Source organism: Actinospica robiniae DSM 44927 (assembly GCF_000504285.1).
Taxonomy (GTDB): domain Bacteria; phylum Actinomycetota; class Actinomycetes; order Streptomycetales; family Catenulisporaceae; genus Actinospica; species Actinospica robiniae.
The window spans coordinates 7,376,407-7,396,452 of sequence record NZ_KI632511.1; the positions used below are offsets into that span (position 1 = coordinate 7,376,407).

15 protein-coding genes and 1 other RNA gene are annotated in these 20,046 nt (G+C 71.2%); 10 read left to right on the top strand and 6 right to left on the bottom strand.

Annotated features, from left to right (window positions below; translation table 11 throughout):
• Window positions 1-39 precede the first annotated feature (39 nt).
• Window positions 40-408: a hypothetical protein gene (locus ACTRO_RS31750; RefSeq protein ID WP_034269063.1), complete on the top strand. Its 369-nt coding sequence runs from the start codon at window positions 40-42 to the stop codon at window positions 406-408.
• A gap of 3 nt (window positions 409-411) precedes the next feature.
• Here the strand turns inward: ACTRO_RS31750 and ACTRO_RS31755 are convergent, their stop codons facing one another.
• Both ACTRO_RS31755 and ACTRO_RS31760 read right to left on the bottom strand, forming a co-directional pair.
• Window positions 412-2,013, bottom strand: coding sequence for a cobyric acid synthase (locus ACTRO_RS31755; RefSeq protein WP_034269065.1), 1,602 nt, complete (start codon window positions 2,011-2,013; stop codon window positions 412-414).
• Window positions 2,006-3,031: a cobalamin biosynthesis protein gene (locus ACTRO_RS31760; protein ID WP_084316663.1), complete on the bottom strand. Its 1,026-nt coding sequence runs from the start codon at window positions 3,029-3,031 to the stop codon at window positions 2,006-2,008. Before ACTRO_RS31760 ends, ACTRO_RS31755 begins: the two co-directional genes overlap by 8 nt.
• A 53-nt stretch (window positions 3,032-3,084) precedes the next feature.
• Between ACTRO_RS31760 and cobC the strand changes: the two genes are divergently transcribed.
• A complete protein-coding gene (cobC, locus tag ACTRO_RS31765; protein WP_034269068.1) occupies window positions 3,085-4,119 on the top strand; it encodes an Rv2231c family histidinol phosphate aminotransferase CobC in 1,035 nt (344 codons plus the stop codon).
• Here cobC and ACTRO_RS31770 read toward each other — a convergent pair whose 3' ends face one another.
• Window positions 4,120-4,974 carry a mechanosensitive ion channel family protein gene (locus ACTRO_RS31770; RefSeq protein WP_051451695.1) on the bottom strand — a complete coding sequence of 285 codons (855 nt, stop codon included), beginning with the start codon at window positions 4,972-4,974 and terminating at the stop codon, window positions 4,120-4,122.
• 222 nt (window positions 4,975-5,196) lie between these two features.
• Between ACTRO_RS31770 and ACTRO_RS31775 the strand changes: the two genes are divergently transcribed.
• The 4 genes from ACTRO_RS31775 to rnpB all read left to right on the top strand — a co-directional run bounded on the left by ACTRO_RS31775 (window position 5,197) and on the right by rnpB (window position 9,049).
• Complete coding sequence (locus tag ACTRO_RS31775) at window positions 5,197-5,847, top strand: HdeD family acid-resistance protein (protein ID WP_051451696.1); 651 nt, start codon at window positions 5,197-5,199, stop codon at window positions 5,845-5,847.
• Window positions 5,848-5,913: 66 nt separating this feature from the next.
• Window positions 5,914-7,125: a M20 metallopeptidase family protein gene (locus ACTRO_RS31780; RefSeq protein ID WP_034269071.1), complete on the top strand. Its 1,212-nt coding sequence runs from the start codon at window positions 5,914-5,916 to the stop codon at window positions 7,123-7,125.
• 124 nt (window positions 7,126-7,249) lie between these two features.
• The gene (locus ACTRO_RS31785; protein ID WP_051451697.1) at window positions 7,250-8,617 is read left to right on the top strand and encodes an MFS transporter; all 1,368 of its coding nucleotides are present in this window, start codon (window positions 7,250-7,252) and stop codon (window positions 8,615-8,617) included.
• Between the two features lie 21 nt (window positions 8,618-8,638).
• Window positions 8,639-9,049: RNase P RNA component class A (gene rnpB / locus ACTRO_RS44705), an RNA gene on the top strand.
• A 32-nt stretch (window positions 9,050-9,081) separates the two neighbouring features.
• Here the strand turns inward: rnpB and ACTRO_RS31790 are convergent.
• Together ACTRO_RS31790 and ACTRO_RS31795 are read right to left on the bottom strand one after the other, a co-directional pair.
• Window positions 9,082-9,723, bottom strand: coding sequence for an LmbU family transcriptional regulator (locus ACTRO_RS31790; RefSeq protein WP_169739979.1), 642 nt, complete (start codon window positions 9,721-9,723; stop codon window positions 9,082-9,084).
• Between the two features lie 354 nt (window positions 9,724-10,077).
• Window positions 10,078-11,409 carry a condensation domain-containing protein gene (locus ACTRO_RS31795; protein WP_034269074.1) on the bottom strand — a complete coding sequence of 444 codons (1,332 nt, stop codon included), beginning with the start codon at window positions 11,407-11,409 and terminating at the stop codon, window positions 10,078-10,080.
• A gap of 486 nt (window positions 11,410-11,895) precedes the next feature.
• On the opposite strand from ACTRO_RS31795, the gene ACTRO_RS31800 reads away from it, so the two are divergent.
• Together ACTRO_RS31800 and ACTRO_RS31805 are read left to right on the top strand one after the other, a co-directional pair.
• On the top strand, window positions 11,896-12,984 hold the full coding sequence (locus ACTRO_RS31800) for a mannose-1-phosphate guanylyltransferase (protein ID WP_034269077.1): 1,089 nt from the start codon (window positions 11,896-11,898) through the stop codon (window positions 12,982-12,984).
• Window positions 12,985-13,027: 43 nt separating this feature from the next.
• Window positions 13,028-14,128 (top strand): GNAT family N-acetyltransferase, encoded by a 1,101-nt coding sequence (locus ACTRO_RS31805; RefSeq protein ID WP_034269080.1) that lies wholly within the window; start codon window positions 13,028-13,030, stop codon window positions 14,126-14,128.
• On the opposite strand, the gene ACTRO_RS31810 is transcribed toward ACTRO_RS31805, so the two are convergent.
• On the bottom strand, window positions 14,096-14,794 hold the full coding sequence (locus tag ACTRO_RS31810; RefSeq protein WP_051451698.1) for a hypothetical protein: 699 nt from the start codon (window positions 14,792-14,794) through the stop codon (window positions 14,096-14,098). The two genes, ACTRO_RS31805 and ACTRO_RS31810, sit on opposite strands and share 33 nt — an antisense overlap.
• Before the next feature lie 353 nt (window positions 14,795-15,147).
• On the opposite strand from ACTRO_RS31810, the gene ACTRO_RS31815 reads away from it, so the two are divergent.
• Window positions 15,148-18,525, top strand: a complete 3,378-nt coding sequence (locus ACTRO_RS31815; RefSeq protein ID WP_051451699.1) for a lectin — start codon at window positions 15,148-15,150, stop codon at window positions 18,523-18,525.
• 433 nt (window positions 18,526-18,958) lie between these two features.
• The gene (locus ACTRO_RS31820) at window positions 18,959-19,987 is read left to right on the top strand and encodes a LacI family DNA-binding transcriptional regulator (protein ID WP_034269083.1); all 1,029 of its coding nucleotides are present in this window, start codon (window positions 18,959-18,961) and stop codon (window positions 19,985-19,987) included.
• Window positions 19,988-20,046 lie beyond the last annotated feature (59 nt).

Consider the following 20,046-nt stretch of genomic DNA (forward strand, 5'->3'; position numbering starts at 1 on the left):
AGTACACGCATCAAGGCACTTGTATCCAGGGGAGGGTCGGTGGACCTCACGGTACTCACCTACGTCGTCTATCTGCTGTTGTCCGTCCTGCTGACCGTCTGGGTGGCGCGCACGCTCAGCCGGACCGGCCACGTGTTCCTGGTGGCCCTGCTGCGCGGGGACGAGACCGTGGCCGGGGCGGTCAACCGGCTGCTGGTGGTCGGGTTCTATCTGCTCGACCTCGGCTTCGTCACATTGTTCATGCGCATCGGCGGCACCGTCGGCTCGATCCGGGCGTGTTTCGAGGCTCTCTCGGTCAAGATCGGTACGGTGCTACTCGTGCTCGGAGTCTTCCATCTGCTCAACGTCTACCTGCTCGCCCGCATCCGGCGCCGTTCGGCCCGCGTGCCGGAGAGGGAGCCGGCGTGAGGTTCAGCGGTCCCGTCCCGGCGGCAGCATCGGCAGGTCCGGGGTCGGGCCCGACTCGATCAGCCGCAGCAGGGCCGCCGTGTCGACGTACGCGTCCACCGCGTCGGCCAGGCGATCGTACTGGGCCTCCCGGGCGGCCGCGAACTCCACGCCGGATCGTGTCCGTCCTGCCGCACTAGCCCCGACCTGGGCGAACGCGCCGGTATAGCCGGCGCGTTCGCCGAGCCATTCCAGTAGGGCGCTGCGGAAGAGGTCTGACTCGAGCGCGCCGTGCCAGAGCGTGCCGAGCACCGAGCCGGCCGCGCAGCCGTCCGCGGCGCCGCCGGCGGCGTCGGTGAACAGGGGATCGCCGCCGAACACCTCGACCTGGCCGTGGTGGATCTCGTACGCGCTCGTCACCGGCGCGCCGAAGCCGAATCCGGTCGGGCGGGCCAGGGTCTTGCGCGCGACGAAACGGGTGCGCACCGGCAGCAGGCCGAGCCCCGGCACCACCGTCCCGGCCGCGCTCTCCACCCCGCCTTCGTCCTCGATCTCGGTCCCGAGCATCTGGTAGCCGCCGCACACGCCCAGGATCGGCCCGTCCTTCGCGTGCCGGGCGCGTAAGGCCTCGACAATGCCGCGCTCGCGCAGCCACGCCAGGTCGGCCACGGTGGACTTCGTGCCCGGCAGCACCACCAGGTCCGCCTCGGCGATGCCGCGCGGCGAGGTGGTGAAGGAGACCTCGACGCCCGGCTCGAGCCGCAGCGCGTCCACGTCGGTGAAGTTCGACACCCTCGGCAGCCGCACCACGGCGACCGACAACGGCCGCGATCCCGGCAGCGGCTCGGCGGGCGGCGGGGGAGCGGCGGCGTCCAGGCTCAGCGAATCCTCCGCGTCGAGCCACAGATCCCGCAGATACGGCACCACCCCGAGCGTCGGCCGCCCGCTCAGCTGCCGGATCATCTCCAGCGCCGGATCCAGCAGGGCCGGGTCGCCGCGGAACCGGTTGATGATGAAGCCTGATATCAGAGCCTGGTCCGCCGGCTCGAGCAGCGCCACCGTGCCGTGGAAGGCCGCGAACACTCCGCCGCGGTCGATGTCCCCGACCACCACCGCCGGCAGCTCGCGCGCCCGGGCGAGTCCGAGGTTCGCGATGTCGCCGCGGCGCAGGTTGATCTCGGCCGGCGACCCGGCCCCCTCGCAGATCACGACGTCGAACCGCGCGCGCAGCTCGTCGTAGGCGGCGAGCACGTGCTCGAGCAGAGTGGCCTTGAGCTCCTGGTAGCTCAGCGCGTCGGCCTGGGCGAACGGACGGCCGAGCAGCACGACCTGGCTGCTGCGGTCCGATCCGGGCTTCAGCAGCACCGGGTTCATCTGCGGCACCGGTACGACGCCGGCCGCGGCCGCCTGCATGGCCTGCGCCCGCCCGATCTCGGCCCCCTCGCCGGTGGCCGGGTCGAGGCAGACCGCCGAATTGTTCGACATGTTCTGCGCCTTGAACGGCGCGACCGCTACGCCCTGCCGGGCCAGCCAGCGGCAGATCCCGGCCGTCAGCACCGACTTCCCGGCGTCCGAGGTGGTGCCGGCGACCAGCAGGCCGCCCCGAACCGGCGAGCCGTCAGCCACGACGCGAGCGTCCGGCCCGGCCGAGCAGCGCTCCTGCGGCCGCGAGCACCGCGGCGCTGGTGCACACCGCTTTGGACAGCTTCGTCGCGCGGGCGATGTCGAACCCGCGCGGGCTGCGCCCGGTGCCCAGCTGCGGACGCTCCTCCACCCGCGCGCCGTAGACGTTCGTGCCGCCCAGCCGCAGCCCGAGCGCGCCCGCCGCCGAAGCCTCGCAGTGCCCGGCGTTCGGGCTCGGATGGTGGCTTCCGTCGTGCCGCAGCGCCTGCCAGGTCTGCGCCCGGTCGCCCCCGACCCGCGGCGCCGCCGCCACGGTGAGCAGCCCGGTCAGCCGGGCCGGCACCAGGTTGAGCGCGTCGTCGAGCCGGGCCGAGGCCCAGCCGAACCTCTCGTAGCGCTCCGAGCGGTGCCCGACCATCGCGTCCAGGGTGTTCGCCGCGCGGTACGCCAGCAGCCCGGGCGTGCCCGCCACCGCGCCCCAGAACAGCGGCGCCACCACGGCGTCCGAGGTGTTCTCGGCCACTGATTCGATCACCGCGCGGGCCAGCGCGCTCTCGCCGAGGCCGCGCGCGTCGCGCCCGCACAGCCGGGGCAGCCGCTCCCGGGCCCCCTCGAGATCGCCGACCTCGAGCAGCCGCCCGATCTCCTCGGCCTCCCGCCGCAGCGAGGCCGCCCCGATCACCGTCCAGGCCGCGCTCGCCGTCGACGCGACCGCCAACAGCCGCCGCGTCCCGGCCGCCCGGTCCACCGCCGCGCCGAGCGCCGCCGCCCCGCCCACGCACGCCGCCGTGAACGCCGCGCCGCGCAGCCGGGAGTCCTGATACCAGTGTTCTTCCAGCCCGCGCGCGGCCCGGCCGAACAGTGCCACCGGGTGGCCCCGGCTCGGGTCCGCGAGCAGCGTGTCCGCCGCGTAGCCGGCCAGCAGCCCGGTCGCCAGGGCGGCCGCGCCGGCCTTCCCCGTCCGACCTCGCCCCGAATGCGACTTTCGCTGGCCGGCCGCGCCGGCGGGTGAGCTCTTCACCTGGCGATGGTAGCGAGTGCCGCCCGGCCGCGCGGAGGCGGCAGGATGTACCCATGGCTCACGCGTTCGACCTGCGGCACCACGGAGATCGGGAGACGGCGGCCGGCTTGACCGACCTCGCAGTCAATGTCCGTATACCCCGGCCGCCGGCCTGGCTGCTGGAGCGGATCGCCGCCGTGCTGCCCGAGCTCGCCGCGTACCCCGACGCCGCTCCGGCCACGGCCGCCGTCGCCGCCGCGCACGGCCGGGAGCCCGAGCAGGTGCTGCTCACCTCGGGCGCGGCCGAGGCGTTCGTGCTGCTCGCGCGGGCACTGCATCCGCGCCGCGCGGTCGTGGTGCACCCTCAGTTCACCGAGCCCGAAGCCGCGTTGCTGGCCGCGGGCCACGACGTCACCAGGGTGCTCACACCGGCCGGCGACGGCTTCCGCTTCGATCCGGCGAGCGTGCCCGAGGATGCCGACCTGGTGATCGTGGGCAACCCGACGAACCCCACCGGCGTGCTGCATCCCGCGCGCGATCTCGCCGCGCTCGCCCGGCCCGGCCGGGTCCTCGTCGTCGACGAAGCGTTCATCGACGCGATCCCCGGCCAGCCGGAAACCCTGATCCGACGCGCCGACCTGCCCGGCCTCGTCGTCCTCAGAAGCCTGACGAAGACTTGGGGCTTGGCAGGCCTTCGGGTCGGCTACGCAGTCGGCGACGCGGCCGTGCTCGCTGCGCTGCGCGAGGCCCAGCCGCTGTGGTCTGTTTCCTCGCCCGCCCTCGCCGCAGCCATCGCCTGCTCCGAGCCCGCTGCTCTCGAGCAGGCAGAGGGACTGGCGGGGGAGGCCGAACGCGACCGCCACTATCTCGAGCAGCGCCTGCGGGAACTGCCTGCGGTGGGCCTTCCCGCAGCCGACCACGCCCGCGCCCCCTTCGTGCTCATCCACGCGCCAGGCGCGGACAAGCTGCGACTGCGGCTGCGCGAGGAGTCCGGCTACGCCCTGCGCCGCGGTGACACCTTCCCCGGGCTCGGCCCCGACTGGCTCAGGATCGCCGTGCGCGGCCGCGAGATCACCGACGCGCTGATCGCCGCCTGGCCGCGCGACTGATCAGGGCTGGTCGGGCTGCTTCGGCGGCTCGATCGGCTGCTGCCCCTCGATCGGCGGGGAGACCGGCGCGTTCGGAGCCGGCAGCGGAGCAGCCGCGTCCGGCTCCTCCTCGAACACCCCGATCGGCCCGATCACGGCCGAGAGCATGGACGAGTTCGGCAGCAGCAGCGTGCCGCGCTCGGTGGCCAGCCGGACGTAAGTGAGCGTCATGTCGATGACCTCGCCCGAGTACGGCCCGCCCATCGGCCCGGAGCGCACCGAGATCCGCTGCCCCACCGAGATCGGCCGCACGATCAGCAGCACCAGCCCGGCGAAGAAGTTGCCGAACGCCTGCTGCGCCGCGATGCCCAGGATCACGCCGGTGATCGCGCCGCCGAGCGCGAGCCGCTCGACCGGCACGTTCAGCGCCCCGAGGGTGCCGAAGATCACCAGCAGGTACCCGACCACCAGGCAGATCCAGCGCAGCCCCACCTTCCGGTCGTCGCCCACCGAGGAGGGCACCGTCTTGAGGATCTCCTTGGTGGCCGAGCGCACCGCGATCACGCCGAAGGAGAAGAAGGCCACCGCGCCGATCACCGAGCAGACCGACGCCAGCCAGCGGTGCCGGGTGAAGTAGTCCACCGGCGCGTTCCCGCTGCCGAGCACGCCGCCGCTCACGTACGTCAGCGCCAGCCCCACCAGCGCGATCAGCCCGGCCAGGATGGCCCTGCGGAAGTCCGCGCTGATCGCCTGGTTGATCGCGGCGAACGACCAGTGGTCCGGCGCCTCCGGCTCCACGGCGGGATCGGGCGGTTCGGTGGAAGCGGTGGGCTCCACGTTCCGCATGGGGTCCGTGGGCTCCGGCGTGCTGGACATGAGAGCATCTTACGGAGCAATCCGCAGGCCCGAGGCCCGCCACCCGGCGGCGCCGGCACCGGTCTGTGACATAGTGTGATGAAGCGTCAGTCAGGGCGCTGACGTGCCGGAACCGCGTCCGGCCGGGCGCTAGCGAGGTGGAGTCATGAGCGAGCCTGCGAGCGAATCAAAGGGCGCAGTGCGTCCGCGAATGCGCCTACCGAGCGCTAGCGAGGTGGAGTCATGAGCGACCCGATTGAGGGCGAGGTCGTGGATGGCGGTCGCGGCCCCGGCGGTCCCGGCGGCGGCGCGCGTCAGGGGTTCGACCCCGCGCGGTTCAAGCGGATGTGGCTGCTGCCGGTGCTCTTCGGCGCCGCCGGCGTGGTGCTCGGCGTGCTGGTGGTGGCCTGGCCCGGGCACACCGTCTCCGCCCTGACCTTCCTGTTCGGCGTCTACCTGCTGCTCACCGGCGCTTACCGGTTCGTCACCGCGATTCAGCTCAAGGGCGTGGAGCCGGTGGCCCGGGTGGTCGCGATCGTGCTCGCGGTGCTCTCGGTGGGCTTCGGCGTGCTCTGCGTCGCCCGGCCGTTCCACACCGCCTCCGGCCTGGCCCTCGTGGTCGGCGCGTTCTGGCTGGTCAGTGGGGCACTGACGATCTTCGGGGCGCGGCAGCGGGCTCGCCGGGCGCCGGGCCGCGCGCCCGGGACGGCCGGCGGGGTGTTCGCGATCGTGATCGGCCTGCTGATCGTGGCCTTCCCGGGCGCCAGCCTGGTGGTGCTCGCCTGGATCCTCGGCTGCTGGCTGATCTTCTTCGGCGCCAGCGCCGTGGTGACCGGCCTGACGGCCCGTAAACTGCTCGCCCGGGCCCGCAACGCGCCGTTGTACTGGCCGTGAGATCCACCGCCCGTTCTCACCTCCGGGCTATGGCCGTAACCGGTGCACCGTGACTATGCTCCGGACATGTCGAACCTCGTCGAAGATCTCAAGAATGACGCCCGGGAAATCGCCGGCGATCTGGCCGCTCTGCGCCACGCCCTGCACCTCGAACCGGAACTCGGTCTCGAGCTCCCCCGCACCCAGGAGAAGGTGCTCGGCGCACTCGACGGCTGCGGACTCGAACTGACCCTCGGCACCGGGCTGAACTCGGTGACCGGCGTGCTGCGCGGCGCCCGGCCGGGCCCCACCGTGCTGCTGCGCGGCGACATGGACGCGCTGCCGCTACAAGAGACGTCGGTCAGCGACGTGCCGATCTCCCGGTTCGACGGCGTGATGCACGCGTGCGGCCACGACCTGCACACCAGCATGCTGGTGGGTGCGGCGAAGCTGCTCAGCGACCGGCGCGAGCAGCTCGCCGGGAACGTGGTGTTCATGTTCCAGCCCGGCGAGGAGGGCGAGGACGGCGCCGGCCACATGATCGCCGAGGGCGTGCTGGACGCCTCCGGCGTTCGCCCCAGCGCCGCCTACGCCCTGCACGTGAGCTCCGGCATGTTCCCGCGCGGCACCTTCGGCGCGCGTCCCGGCCCGATGATGGCCTCCTGCTCCTCCCTGCACGTGACCGTGCACGGCGCAGGCGGCCACGGTTCCGCCCCGTTCCGGGCCAACGACCCGATCCCGGCGGCCTGCGAGATGGTCACCGCACTGCAGACCGCGGTCACGCGCAAGTTCGACATCTTCGACCCGGTCGTGGTCACCGTGGGCTCGTTCCACAGCGGGACGAAGGAGAACATCATCCCGGAGACCGCGCACTTCGACGCGACCGTGCGCACCTTCTCCGCCGCGGCCGGCGAGCGCATGCGCCCGGTGCTGGTCGGCCTGATAGAAGGCATCGCCAAGGCACACGGGCTGGAGGTGGAGGTGGTCTACGACGGCCTGTATCCCGCCACCGTCAACGACGCCCACGCCATCGACGTGGTGCGCGACACCGTCGGCGAGCTGTTCGGCCCGGAGCGCTTCGAGACCATGGCCGAGCCGCTGGCCGGCGCCGAGGACTTCTCCCGGGTCCTCCAGCAGGTCCCCGGCGCGATGGTCTTCCTCGGCGCCACCATCGAGGGCCGCGACCACCACACGTCCCCGTGGAACCACTCGCCCGAGGCGGCCTTCGACGACCGCGTGCTGCCGGACGGCGCCACCCTGCTGGCCCGGCTCGCCCTCGACCACCTCGTCGCGGCGTAAGCCACCGGAGGATTGCGGCGGCATCCCGGATATAACAGAATGCTGAATCGGCGTGTACGGGCCTTGCCGCACGCCGATTCAGCAACATGACACACCTGCGATGCCGACAGGGGGAGGGGTGGCGATGGCGCGGGCATCGGAAGAACCGGCCGGCGAGCCGGAGGCGGCCATTCCGCCCGCCTCGCGCCCTTCGCTCTGGCGCAACCGCGACTACATGGCGTGGTGGACCGGCGAGACGCTGTCCATGTTCGGCACCTCCATGTCCTCGCTCGCCTTCCCGCTGCTGGTCCTGTTCACCACCGGCTCGGCCACCGGGGCCGGCGTGATCGCCGGCGCGCGCCAAGTCGGGACGCTCACCACGACGCTGTGGGGCGGCGCCCTGGCCGACCGCGTCTCGCGCAAGCTGCTGCTCGTCAGCGGCCCCTTGGTGGAGGCAGCCGTCATGGCCGTCGTCGCCTTCGACGCCCGCGGGCCGCGTCCGTCGATCGCGCTGTTGGCAGGGGCGGGTGCGCTGGCCGGCATCGTCGGCGGCCTCTACACGGGCGCGGTCAGACCGGCCATGCGGCGGATCGTGCCACTCGAGCTCTTCGCCGCGCGCACCGCCCAGGAACAGGGCCGTGACATGGCGGCCGAACTCGTGGCGAACCCTGTCGCCGCGATCCTGTTCACGGTCGCGCGCTGGATCCCGTTCGCCGGTGACGCCGTGTCCTTTCTGTTCAGCGCGCTCGGTGCGGCCGCGATCAGGACCCCGCTAGGCCCGGAGCCGGTCGACCGCCCGCAGGCACGCGGCAGCATCACCTCGGATATGCGCGAGGGCTTCCGTTTCCTGCTGGCCCAGCCGTTCCTGCGCTACATGCTCATCTGGGGCGCGCTGGTCAACATGGTCGGCAACGTGCTCGGCCTGCTCTTCATCGCGCTGATGCGCTACCGCGGCGGCGGTCCGCGCATGATCGGCCTAGCCGGCTCGGTGATGCTGGTGATGGGCGTGGCCGGCGCGCTGCTGACGGCGCAGGTGATCAAGAGGCTCCCGCTGCGTCCGGTCTTCGTCGGGATCGGCTGGGTCTTCATGCTCGGCCTGGTCGCCTGCGCCGTGGTGCCGCAGGTGTGGGGAGCCACAGCCGTGCTGAGCCTGACCATGCTGCTGATCGTCCCGCTCAACGCGATCACCTCGTCCTACTCGGCGCGGCTGATCCCGGACGCGCTCACCGGCCGGATCAACTCCGCCATGAGCTTCGGCTCCCAGTCGCTGGTCTGGCTCGGCTACACCGCCTTCGGCTGGCTCGCCGACCGCTTCGGACCGCCCACCGCGATGCTCTGCGCGGCGGCGTTCGTCTTCCCGCTCGCCCTCGCGCCGCATGTGGTGCGCTCCCTCGACATCCTGCGCACCCCGGTGGACCAGGTCCGGGAGTTCAGCCTGCCCGCCCAGGCCGGCCCGGCCGAGGACGGCCCCCGACCCGCCGACCGCTCCGCGGAGATCGACACCACGGCCTAGGCGTTACACTGGCCGCTGCGGCGAGTCGGTCGGGCGGCCGCGAGCACGCCGGGAGACCGGCGGGTTCGAGGAAAGTCCGGGCTCCACAGGGCAGGGTGGTTGGTAACGCCAACCCGGGGTGACCCGCGGGACAGTGCCACAGAAAACAGACCGCCGTCGCGGGACTCGTCCGGCGACGGTAAGGGTGAAACGGTGCGGTAAGAGCGCACCAGCGCCCACGGTGACGTGGGCGGCTCGGTAAACCCCACCCGGAGCAAGGTCGAGAAGGAGCGAGCGCCAGCCCGCTCCGCGCAGATGCTTGAGGGCGACCCGCCCGAGTCTGCGGGTAGACCGCTCGAGGCGCACGGCGACGTGCGTCCTAGATGGATGGTCGCCACGGGCCCGGCTTACGCAGGGCACGTACAGAACCCGGCTTACAGACCGGCTCGCCGCACTCGACCAGCCGGAACTTTGCGCCGCCGTGCCTAGCCGGCGTTGACCAGGGGGCGCAACCGCCCGGCGGCCTCGGCGGCGGTGCTCGGTTCGCCGGGCTCGGCGAGCCCCGCCGACGACTCGGCGAGCTCGGGCAGGTCGGCCAGGGCCCGCAGCGCACTGGAATCGAGCGTCGCGACGATCCAGTCCGCAAGCCCCTGACTCCGCCGCTCGGCCGCCTGCCGCCACTTCGCCACCTGCTCGGCGGCCGGGCACAGCCGGGGCAGGCCGGGCTGCTCGATCGCCGCCCGACCAGGCCGGCGCTCGGCGCGGATGCCGCTGCGCAGCTGGTTGCGCGACCAGCCGCCCTGCTCGGCTCGGTCCAGCCAACGGTCCTGATCCGCCACGGAAAGGGCCGCGACCTCGGCGTGGTGCTGGAAACTGAGCCCTTCGCGCCGTCGGCAGAGCTCGAACCGTCGGGCGACCCAGGCGTAGTTGCGCAGGGTCTGGTAGTCGAGCCCGGCCATCGCCACGGCGTGGCGGTACCGGCCGGCGTACACGTTCTGACCGTAGATCAGCCAGTCGCCCAGGCACCAGGCTGAGGAATCCGCGATGCGGGCGATCTTCAGCCCCGCCTGCTCCCACGCTCCGAACTCGAGGGTCGCGGGCAGCTCCAGGCCCACTCGCGTCACCATGATCCCGCCGTGAGCGCCCCGATGGGCCGGCGTCCGCTCCGTCTCCGCGAAACCGTTGTCGCCTGCTGCGGAGCCCGATCCCGTCCCGCCCGTCTCGGTGGAACCCGCAGGGCCCGTCCCTGTCCCTGTTCCGACCACCGTCTCCGCGGAGCCTCGCTTCGTCGCAGAGTTCGTGCCCGCCGCATCAGATGTCAGCATCGTTCGCTCCCCTTCGGCCCGCCGACCCGCGGTCATCGCCATTGATGATCCGCTTGGGTCGTCGTCGCGTCGAGCGTCCCGCGACATCGTGGGAACCTCCCCGTTTTCCCAAGGCGCTGACCTGCGCAGTGGGACGGCCGTTCGGCCAAGTGGGGATCAGCGCAGGCGGGCCGGCCCGCTCACTCCCCGGGCAGCGCGGCCCTGGCAGGGCGTGCGGGAGGCGTCGCAGGGAAGCTCGGTCCAGGACTGCAGCGCGGATTCGACCGACCCGGCGAGCAGTCCGGCCGAGCCCTGCGCGATCCACGAGGTGTTGAAGGTCAAGGTCACGCCGACGTGCTCGGCCCAGCTCTGGACGAGCATGTGCACGCCGGTGGTCTCCCGTTTGACCGCCAGCGCGGCAGCACCCGGATGCGCGGCCGACCGCCCGGCCGTCCGGTTCATCTGCTCCTGCACGTGGTTGATGTACGCGACGCGCAGCGCACCGCTCGGCCCAGGCCGCGGCGGTTCCCGATCCTCGCCGCCGCGCCCGCGCCCGGGTTCGAGTTCGCGCTCGGCGCCGCGGACGCGGAGCTTCGAGAGCCACTCCCGGGTGACGGCTCGGAGCAGCTGTTCCGGCGACTCGGCGCGTTCGACGACCAGCGGCAGGCTCACCCCGGCCGCATCCTGTGCGGCATGGCCGCCGACCAGAATCGAGTCGGCCGAGACCCAGAGCGCGATCGCGTCGGCCGGGCAGTACTCGAAGACGGCACTCGCCAACGCGCACTGCGTCCAGACGAACTCGTTGGTCCCGTTGCGAAGCGCGGCCTCGCGCATCCGCCGGAGCGGCTCGCCACTGAACCGGAACCGGACTTCCAGGGTCGATGCGCTGCCGCCGCCCGCACGGTGCGCGGGCGCCGGGACCGGCTCCGCGGGCAGCGCCGCGAAACGTTCGCGCCGCGGGGTTTGCGCATATGCGTCTGCTGTGAACAGCCTGGCCGGCCCGACGACATGCGTCTCATACAACTGCCACAGCTCTTCTTCGAACGCCGTACGCACATTGGCGTTCTCGGACACGCCCTGGCACGCGATGCTGAACACGTACACATCGGGGGAGTGTTCGAGCAGCCGCATGCGGAGCGGATATCCGACCCGCCGGCTTCGGAAGGAGTCGACATCTCTCGCCGCCAGCGTGCTGACGCAACGGGTGAACTCGTCCTCTGACATCATGTCCACGCGTTGGTAGGCCACCAGGTCCGAGAAGGCTCCGCGACGCGACCGGCCGGGTGCCGCGCCGCCGGCGCCCTCTTCGGGGGCGGCCAGCCCCCATGCGTCATGGCGTTCGATGACGTCGGCGACGGCGGTGAGGAACGCGGGGACGTCCAGTTCGCCTTCGATGCGGTAGAGCAGCCGGTCGGTCCGGCCGGTGTCCTGCTCGGCCGGCAGCTCCCGGACCACGCGCCGGGGCCGTCTCGCCGGTTCGCTCTCCGCGTCGTCGTCTTCGCTGTTCATGGATCCTCCTTCGACAGGGAGGCGGGCGCGCGGCGGCCGATCGGCGCCGAGCACGAGCCACTTATACGAGTTCTGATTCACCGCGCCGCCGGACGTCCGCCATCCGTCCGCGGTGCGCGGAAAAGCAAGCGGATAAGGGGATGGGGGAGTAGGAAGGATATGCCGCTGCGGGCATCGAGAAATTCAAGCTAGCACGCCCGCCTGCACTGTTCTATGTCATGGTCATGCGGCCGGCCGAGCTCGCGTCCCGCCGGCGGGACGGCCGCATTCCGGGCGGCCGCAAGGCCTTCGGAGGCATCGGTTCTCTCATTAAATTTTGAATATACGAAGACGATCCCCGCCCCCCCGGCGGGGCGCGGCCGGCCTGCGCCGGACCGGTCCCGAACGGCCGTCGAGATCGCAGCAGATTCAAGGCGGCGACGCGCGTGACAATGCCGGCCCGCGTTCCGCGTCCGCGCCCGGACGGATGGGTATACTCCCGGTATCGTGCTCTATTCGATCATCCTCGCCGGCGGCAGCGGAACCCGGTTGTGGCCGCTTTCGCGGGCCGGGCATCCGAAGTTCCTCTACGCGCTCACCGGGACGGAACGCTCGCTGCTCGAGGACACCGCCGACCGGCTCGCCCCGCTGAGCACGGCGCAGGAGACGTACGTCGTCACCGGCATCGCGCACGCCGCCGCCATCGCCCGGCAGCTGCCGCACATCCCCGAGGAGAACGTCCTCGTCGAGCCGCTGCCACGGGATTCCTGCGCGGCGATCGGCCTCGCCGCCGCGGTCATCGCCCGGCGCGACCCGGAAGCGGTGATGGGCGTCTTCTCCGCCGACCACCTGATCGGGGACCGGGCGCGGTTCGTCGAGACGATCGAGCGCGCGGCGATGGTCGCGCGGCGCGGCCGCCACGTGTGCACCGTGGGCATCGAGCCGACCCGCCCCGAAGAGGGCTTCGGCTACCTGCAGCTCGGCGAGCTGATCGAGACGGGCGTGCGCAACGTCCGGCAGTTCACCGAGAAGCCCAAGCGCGAGCTCGCCCAGCAGTACCTGGAATCCGGCGAATACCTGTGGAACGCCGGGATCTTCATCGTCAGGGCCGGCACGTTCCTCGAGGAACTCGCGCGCTACAAGCCCGCGCTGTGCGAGGCACTCGAGCGGATCGGCGCGGCCTGGGACACCTCGCGGCGGGACGAGGTGCTCGCTCGGGAATGGCCCGAACTGGAGAAGGTCTCCGTCGACTACGCCGTGATGGAACCCGCCGCGGCTGCGGGCCGTGTGGTCACGGTGCCGGCCGGCTTCTCCTGGAGCGACATCGGCGACTTCCACTCGCTCGGCGACTCGCTGCCCAACGACGAGAACGGCAACCTCGTGATCGGGGACCCCACCAGGACCCTGCTGCGCGAGGTGAAGTCCTCGGTGATCGTCTCCACCGTGGGGAACCGGGTCATCGCCGTCGTCGGGGTCGAAGGCCTGGTCGTGGCCGACACCGAGGACGCCGTCCTGGTCTGCCCGCGCAACCGCGCGCAGGAGGTCAAGCAGATCATCGAGACTCTGCGCGACTGCGGGCTCTCCGAGCACACCTGAGATCCACCCCGGGTACCATCAAGAGGGACGACTCGGGAGCAACATGGAAATCAGGCCGTTTCTCGGCGCCGATGCTGACCCGAGCGAGCTGAAGCAGCGCTACGAGCTGTACGCGGAAGATCGACGCTCCGTGTTCCCCGGCTTCCCGATTCAGGCCTACGAGCAGTACGTCGCCGCTGCTGCTGCCTGCCCGCCGTCGACGGTCGCTCTCTCCGAGGGACTGCCGCCGGTCGCGCCGCCCCTGCAGTGGTCCGCCTGGCAGGGGGAGCGGTTGATCGGATCCGTGGGCGTTTCGCTCGTCGAGGAGGACGGCACCCTCGTCGCGGTTCCCCGCATCGAAGTCGCCGCGGACCACCGTCGCCGCGGCGTGGGCACGGCTCTGCTCCATCGGCTCGTCTCCGCGGCACAGGCGCGCGGCTGCACCACGCTCGTCGCCGACGCCGTCCGTATCGGCAGCGCCGGCGCACTGTGGGCCAATCGCGTCGGATTCCGCACCACGCAGATCTTCTCCTGGCAGATGCTGCACATCCCCGACATCGAGCCCGCGCGCTGGCAGCTGCGGACCCCGGCCGGCTACCGCCTGGAGCGCTGGACCGCCGCTACGCCGGAACCACTCGTGGCCGCGTTCGCCAGAGCCCGCAACGCCATAGCCGACTCGCCCCTCGGCGACACGAGCCTCGTCCACCCGACGTGGACCGTGGAACGGCTTCGCCGCGTCGAGGCCGAGATCGCCGCCGACGGCGACACATGGCACTGCGTCGTCGCCATGCACGAGCGAACCGGCGACGTGGCCGCGTTCACCGAGCTGCTGCGCGATCCGGTGCGGCCCGCGTTGAGCTGGCAGCGGGACACGGCAGTGGTGCGGGCCCACCGTGGTCTCGGACTCGCGCGGACGGTCAAGGCGGCCATGCTGCGCTGGCTGTCAGCCGAGGTCCCCGGGCTCGACCGCGTGGTCACCAGCACGGCCGCGGAGAACACGGCCATGCGCCGGGTGAACGAACAGGTCGGCTACCTCCCGTACGCCGAGATCGGCATGCTCGAAGCGGCGCCCGCCGAGATCGAGGCCAAGCTCTCGATCCCCGGCGCCCGCCGCTCGCAACAGCGCCGGCCGCTACTCCAGCACCTCGCCGACTTCGAAGCCTGACGCCGCGAGCCCGCCCGACGCCGCCGTCCCGGCCGGCTGATCCTGGCCCTGGTCCTGCAGCAGCGTCTCGCCCTTGACGAACCAGGCGAATCCGAACGCGAAGGTGGCCAGAGCCTCGCACCAGAACAGCGGATGCACCCTGTCGCCGAACGACTGGGAGGTGAAGGAACTGAGCCCCGCCAGCGCCGTGAACACCACCACCAGCACCGCGCACACCCGGTAGACGAGGTTGCGCGCATTCTTCGCCGAAGTCCGCTGCCCGGCCGGCCGGTCCGTCAAGGTGAACAGGAACCAGCACATCAGCGCCATGTTCACCAAGAACAGCGCGGCGAACACGACGTGCAGCACACCCACCGTCGCAGCCAGCCGCGTGGCACCGCCCGGCCGGGTCGGACACACCGCGACGCCGATCGCGCACGCGCCCCCGATCGTGGCGAAAACGTCGTCCCAGTGCCGGTACCGATAGCAGATCAGGAACACGCCCACCGCGCACAGGCTCCCGACGAAGACGTTGCGCATGTCCGAGTAGTAGTAGCTGCTCATCGAAGCCAGCAGCCGCCAATGCCCGGTGCTCAGCGCGTATCCCAGCGGAAGGACGACCGGCAACAGCGCCCCGATGAGGCCGATGGCGCGGCGGAGGAAGAGGTATGAGACGGCGAGCTCCATTGCGGCGGCCCCCAGGCGTTCCCGTGTGGATCAATGTTCCCATTCGTTTCATTCCCGCTTACGGAACGTATCAATCCGATCACTGAAGGTTCTGCCGCGTTGTTTTGCCCGCTTTTTATCGTCTGCCACGCCGACCCCGCTCGACGCCGGCCGTCGCCTTTTCTTCGCGCCGCCCGCAACCAGCGCCGCGAAGTTCCGGAACCTGACTTCGTATCAATTCTCTTGACACACACCCAATCCAGAGACAACGTTGTCATCGCTTGCCGCCTGTGCAGCGCGCACCTCCTCATCCCGTTTTATCGCCGCCCGCGGACCCACCCGCGCGTGCGGCGAGGAAGGAGCGACCCCGCACCATGGCACGAAACGATCACCCGAGCAGCAGCTTCGGCACGCCCTCGCGGCCCGGAGCCGGCACCCCCACGCACCCGCCGTTCCCGGCCCGTACCCGTCGGCGGCTCACCGCCGCCCTCGCCGCATCCGTCACCGCGCTCGCGTTGGCCGCCGCCCCCGCAGCCCACGCCGCTCCCGCCCACCCCGCGCTGGTGACGAGCCCGGCCTCGCTCGTCAACCCGTTCATCGGCACCGCCAACTCGGCCAACGACTTCCCGGGCGCCGACGTGCCCTACGGCATGGTCCAGTGGAGCCCGGACACGCCCTCCCGCCCGGACGGCGGCGGCTACGCCTACAGCGACTCCTCGATCACCGGCTTCAGCCTCACCCACCTGTCCGGCCCCGGCTGCGGGGCCGAAGGCGACGTGCCCGTCCTGCCGACCGTCGGCAGCGTCAACACCGGCGCCACCGACTCCTTCTCGCACTCCAACGAGACCGCCTCACCCGGCTACTACTCCGTCGCCCTGTCCAACGGGGTCACCACCCAGCTGACCGTGACCCCGCGCTCCGGAATGGCCTCGTTCACGTTCCCGTCCACCACCCAGGCCAACCTGATCTTCAAGCTCAACGCCAGCCAGAACGGGGACTCCAACACCCAGTTCAACGTCGTGAGCAACACCGAAGTCAGCGGCCAGGCCACCAGCGGGAACTTCTGCGGCGGGGGCAACAGCTACACCGTCTACTTCGACATGGTCTTCAACCAGTCGTTCGCCTCCAACGGCAGCCAGGCCGTGGCGGCCACGACCCCGTCGACGGCCACCGCCCAGTCCTCCACCACGCCCGAGGCGAAGAACCACCCTGCCCTGCACGGTAAGACGGCCACCGCCAAGTCCGACGCCGTCACCCCGAACACCGCGGCCAACGACGGATACGTCACCTTCAACACCACCTCGAACCAGACGGTGCTCGCCAAGGTCGGCGTCTCCTACGTCTCGATCGCCAACGCCGTGCAGAACCGCGCCACCGAGAACCCGAACTGGAACTTCTCCAGCACCGAATCCGCCGCGCAGGCCTCCTGGAACACCCTGCTCGGCAAGGTGCAGACGTCCGGGGGCACCGCCGCCCAGCAGGCCGTGTTCTACACCGCGCTCTACCACGCGTTGCTGCACCCGAACATCATCAGCGACGTCAACGGCCAGTACTACGGCTTCAACGGCAGCGTGCAGACCGTCGACTCGGGCCACTCCGCCGCCTACGCCAACTACTCCGGCTGGGACATCTACCGCTCCCAAGCACAACTCGAAGCGCTCACCGACCCGCAAGCTGCCTCCGACACGGCCCAGTCGATGATCGACGACTACAAGCAGACCGGCCGCTTCCCGAAGTGGTCCGAGGACAACGGCGAGACGTACGTGATGGTCGGCGACCCGGCCGACGAGATCCTCGCCGAGTACTACGCCTTCGGAGCGCGCAACTTCGACACCTCGACTGCGCTCACTGACATGATCGCGGAAGCCACCACGGCCAACAACAACCGGCCCGGCCTGACCTACCTCGAGCAACTCGGCTACCTGCCCACGAACGGCAGCTACGGCTGTTGCAACTTCTACGGCGCCGCCGCGACCACCCTCGAGTACAACAGCGCCGACTTCGCCATCTCCGCCTTCGCCGGAGCGCTCGGCGACGGCTCCGACCAGACCGCGTTCGCCAACCGGGCCCAGGACTGGCAGAACATCTACGACCACAACAGCGGGTTCGTCCAGCCGCGCGACTACAGCGGCACCTGGACCTCCGGCTTCAACCCGACCTCGACCTCGAACTTCGTCGAGGAAGACGGCTGGCAGTACACGCTGATGGTCCCGTTCAACCTGCACGGCCTGGCCACCGCCATGGGCGGCAACAGCACGATGAACACGTATCTCAACACCGTGCTCTCCTCGCTCACCGGAGCCAACGGCTACACCGACCTCGGCAACGAGCCCGCGCTCGACATCCCGTGGGAGTACGACTACACCGGCGAGCCGTACCAGACCCAGCACGTCGTGCGCCAAGTCCAGGACCAGATCTGGACCGACGCCCCCGGCGGCCTGGCCGGAAACGACGACCTCGGCGAGATGAGCGCCTGGTACGTCTGGTCCGCACTCGGCATGTACCCGGAGACCCCGGGCACCTCCGACCTGGCCCTCGGCTCCCCGCTGTTCACCCAGATCGTGCTCACGCTGCCCAGCGGCAACACCCTGACGATCAACGGCAACGGCGCGGCCGACGGCTCCCCGTACGTACAGTCCGCCACCTGGAACGGGACGGCGTGGAACAACGCCTACGTCCCGGGCGCCGCCATCACCTCCGGCGGCACGCTCAACTTCACCCTCGGCTCCACGGCCAACACCTCCTGGGCCGCCGCCTCGAACGAGGCCCCGCCCTCCTACGCGGGCAACCCGACCTACACCGACATCGGCGTCTCGGCCGACTCCGCCGCCTCCGCGGCGAACTTCGACGGCGGCGGCTACAGCTACTCGGCCACCGCCCTGAGCGCCGCCGGCGTGAACCCCGGCTCCACCGTCAGCGCCAACGGCGTCAACTTCACCTGGCCCGGTCCCGCGGCAGGCTCGCTGGACAACTACCTGGCCAACGGCCAAACCGTGACCGCCAGCGGATCCGGAGCGATCTCGTTCCTCGGCTCCGCGAGCAACGGGCCCTCCACCGGCGCTGCAGTCGTCACCTACACCGACGGCAGTACCCAGAGCGTGCCGATCACCTTCAGCGACTGGACCCTCGGCGGCGGCGGATCAGCGGTTGCGGCATCCGACACCACCGCCATCACCACCACGTACCGCAACCACGCGGGCAACTCCTCCGACGCCACGAAGACCTACGTCTTCGCCACCAAGCCGATGAACCTGGCATCCGGCAAGACGGTCGCCAGCGTGCGACTGCCCAGCAACGTCGCCAGCGGCGCCCTGCACGTCTTCGCGCTCGGGTTCACCTCCGCGGCCTCACCCGCCGTCGGCGCGGTCTACTCGGGCGTCTCCAGTGGCGTCCTCGGCGGCCTGTGCCTCGACGACAGCGGCGGCGGCACCACCAACGGCACGCACGTGCAGATCTACGGCTGCAACGGAGGCTCCACGCAGCAGTGGACCATCGCGACGAACGGCACCATCCAGATCAACGGCGGCTGCCTCGACGTGAGCAACAGCGGAACCGCCAACGGGACCGTCGTCCAGTGGTGGACCTGCAACAACACCGGCGCACAGCAATGGCAGGCCGGCGCCGGCAACTCCCTGATCAACCCGCAGTCCGGCAAGTGCCTGGACGACCCGGGCTCCACCACCACCGCGGGCACGCAGCTGCAGATCTACACCTGCAACAGCACCGGTGCCCAGAACTGGACGCTGCCATGACCCTGCGATGAACGCGTGACGCGGCGCGCGACGGGTCGTCCATGGCGGATGGCGCGTCGCGCAACGCGCACCGGCGCCGGGGCGACCGCCCTGAAACCTTCCGTCGGCCGCCGGCCGCCCGACTCGGTCCTGCCTCGCCGTCTGAAGTACGTCGGACAGTCCGGTCGACGCTTCCAGCGCCCGATCGACGGAAAATGGCCAGGCTGAGCAGCCCATCCTCAGTCATATGACCTAGGGTGTGCGCAACGGCGCACGATCCGGCCGCCAGGGCGCGAGCCCAGCGGCCGGATCCGCCTCCGCTCCGCGGCTGAACCGGTTTCCGCCTCACGGCCGGGTCCGCTTCGGTCCCGCGGACCGCCGCCACCGGGCGGGAGAACGCGAAAGCGCCGAGCTTTCATGGTTGGCTGGCTGAGCACGCTGAAAGGAGCAGCACATGCCCCGTGCGGTCGACGCGACCGGGCGCTCCGGAAGGGCGACGATGAACGACGTCGCCGCCCACGCCGGCGTAAGCCTCAAGACGGTCTCGCGCGTCGTCAACGGCGAGGCCGGCGTCCTGCCGTCCACCGCCGAGCGCGTCTCCCGGTCCATCGCCGAACTAGGCTTCCGCCGCAACGACTCGGCCCGGCAGCTGCGCACCGGCCGCGCCGCCGGCATAGGCCTGATCCTCGAGGACGTGGCGGACCCGTTCTACTCGGTGCTCACCCGGGCCGTGGAGCAGGTCGTGCGCTCCCACAACTGCCTGCTGCTCACAGGGTCCTGCGACGACGACCCGGACCGTGAGCAGGAACTCGCGCTGGCCTTGTGCTCGCGCCGGGTCGACGGCCTGGTGATCGTGCCGGCCGCCACCGACCACTCCTACCTGCGCCACGAGATCAGCGTCGGCGTCCCGGTCGTGTTCGCCGACCGCCCGCCGATCAACCTGGCCGCGGACGCCGTCCTCGCCGACAACTTCGGCGGAGCCCGGGCCGGCGTGCACCACCTCCTCGACCGCGGCCACCGCCGCATCGGCTACCTGGGCGACGACCCGTCGATCTACACCGCCCGCGAACGCCTCAACGGCTACCGCAGGGCCCTGGCGGACGCGGGCATAGAAGCGGACGAGCGCCTGATCGAGATGGGCCGCGCCGATCCGCCGTCCGTCCGCGCGGCCCTGGACCGCATGCTCGCCGCCCCCAACGCCGCCACCGCGTTGTTCTGCGGAAACAACAGGTTGACGATGGCGGTGCTGCGCGGACTCGCCGGAAGGATCGAGCGGCCCGCGCTGGTCGGCTTCGACGACCTCGAACTCGCCGACCTGATCACCCCCGGCCTGACCGTCGTGGCTCAGGACCCGGCCGGTCTCGGCCGCGTCGCCGCGACCCTGCTGTTCGACCGTCTGGCCGGCCTCACCGTCGCCCCCCGCCGCATCGTCCTCCCGACGACCCTCGTCCCCCGCGGCTCCGGCGAGGTCCCCGCGCCCTGAGCCCACCCGAGGAAGCAGGGGCCCGGCCGCTGCTGCGGCGCTGGGCTGCGCATGAGGCG